Genomic DNA, 1,558 nt, shown 5'->3' on the forward strand with positions numbered 1-1,558 from the left:
GCCGACGCCGGCCTGCTGCTCTCGGTCACGGCCGACAGCGTGATCCGCCTGGTGCCGCCGTTGATCATCACCGGCGCCGAGGCCGACGAGATCGGCGCCCGCCTGCTGCCGATCATCGAGACCTTCCTCGCGGAAAACGCCTGAAGTCCCCCAGAGAGAGCACCGCATGTCCATCCGCCACTACCTGCAGTTCAAGGACTTTTCAGCCGCCGAGTACGGCTACCTGCTGCGCCGCGCTGCCTTCATCAAGGCCAAGTTCAAGGCGGTCGAGAAGTACCAGCCCTTCGCCGACCCCGACCGCACCCTGGCCATGATCTTCGAGAAGGCCAGCACGCGCACCCGCGTGAGCTTCGAGGCGGGCATGTACCAGATGGGGGGCTCGGTGGTGCACCTGACCACCGGCGACAGCCAGCTCGGCCGGGCCGAACCGATCGAAGACAGCGCGCGCGTGATCAGCCGCATGGTCGACATCGTGATGATCCGGACCTTCGGCCAGGACAAACTGGAGAAGTTCGCGCAGTTCTCGCGCGTGCCGGTCATCAACGGTCTGACCAACGAGTTCCACCCCTGCCAGATCCTGGCCGACCTGTTCACGCTGACCGAGTACCGCCCGGCCCCCAGCGGCGACCCGCTGGACGCCATCCGTGGCAAGGTCGTGACCTGGGTGGGCGATGGCAACAACATGGCCAACACCTGGCTGCAGGCGGCCGAGCTGCTGGGCTTCACCGTGCACGTGAGCACACCCAGCGGCTACGAGGTGGACGTGAAGCTGGCCGGCATCACGAACCCGGCCTGCTACAAGGTGTTCAGCGACCCGAAGCAAGCCTGCCAGGGCGCCGATCTGGTGACCACCGACGTGTGGACCAGCATGGGCTACGAGGCTGAGAACGAGGTGCGCCGCGCCGCCTTCAAGCAGTGGTGCGTGGACGAGGCCATGATGGCCGTGGCCAAGCCCGACGCGCTGTTCATGCACTGCCTGCCCGCCCACCGCGGCGAGGAAGTGACCGCCGAGGTCATTGACGGCCCGCAGAGCGTGGTGTGGGACGAGGCCGAGAACCGCATGCACGTGCAGAAGGCGCTCATGGAGTACCTGCTGCTAGGCCAGCTGGCCTGACCGGCAGCCGACCGCCGCATGGACCTGATGAACCACCTGCTGCCCGAATGGCAGTTCGGTGAACGCCATGCGCTGGTACTCGACGGCGTTTCGCCCGCGCAGGCGTATGCCAGCATCGTGCCCGGCCTGAGCACGCCAGACCCATGGATCGCCCAAGCCATCGCCTTGCGCGAGCTGCCAGGCCGGCTGCTGCGCGGCATCGGTCTGTCGGGCAATGCCTTGCCTCCGAAGGCTTTCGGCTTTCACAGCTTCCAGCTGCTGGGCGAGTTGCCCGGCCTCGAGGTGGCGTTCGGTCTTGCAGGGCGCTTCTGGCAGCTCGACTACGGCCTGCGCCGCATCGCCGACACCGCGGCCTTCATGGCCATGACCGACCAGCCGCGGCTGGTGCTCAACGTCTGCGTGGAGCCGCTGGAAGGTGAGGGCTGTCGGCTGGTGACGCACACC

General features: G+C 67.1%; 2 protein-coding genes and 1 pseudogene. All 3 read left to right on the top strand.

From position 1 onward, the window contains the following. Window positions 1-144: pseudogene (locus ACR2JA_RS11735) on the top strand (aspartate aminotransferase family protein); the annotation flags it as partial. 22 nt (window positions 145-166) lie between these two features. Then, window positions 167-1,114 (top strand): ornithine carbamoyltransferase, encoded by a 948-nt coding sequence (argF, locus tag ACR2JA_RS11740; RefSeq protein WP_434009263.1) that lies wholly within the window; start codon window positions 167-169, stop codon window positions 1,112-1,114. A gap of 18 nt (window positions 1,115-1,132) precedes the next feature. Next, a partial coding sequence (locus ACR2JA_RS11745; protein ID WP_434009264.1) for a hypothetical protein occupies window positions 1,133-1,558 on the top strand: 426 nt, incomplete at its 3' end.

Source organism: Hydrogenophaga sp., assembly GCF_051007235.1.
In the GTDB taxonomy this organism is placed as follows: Bacteria; Pseudomonadota; Gammaproteobacteria; order Burkholderiales; family Burkholderiaceae_C; genus Hydrogenophaga.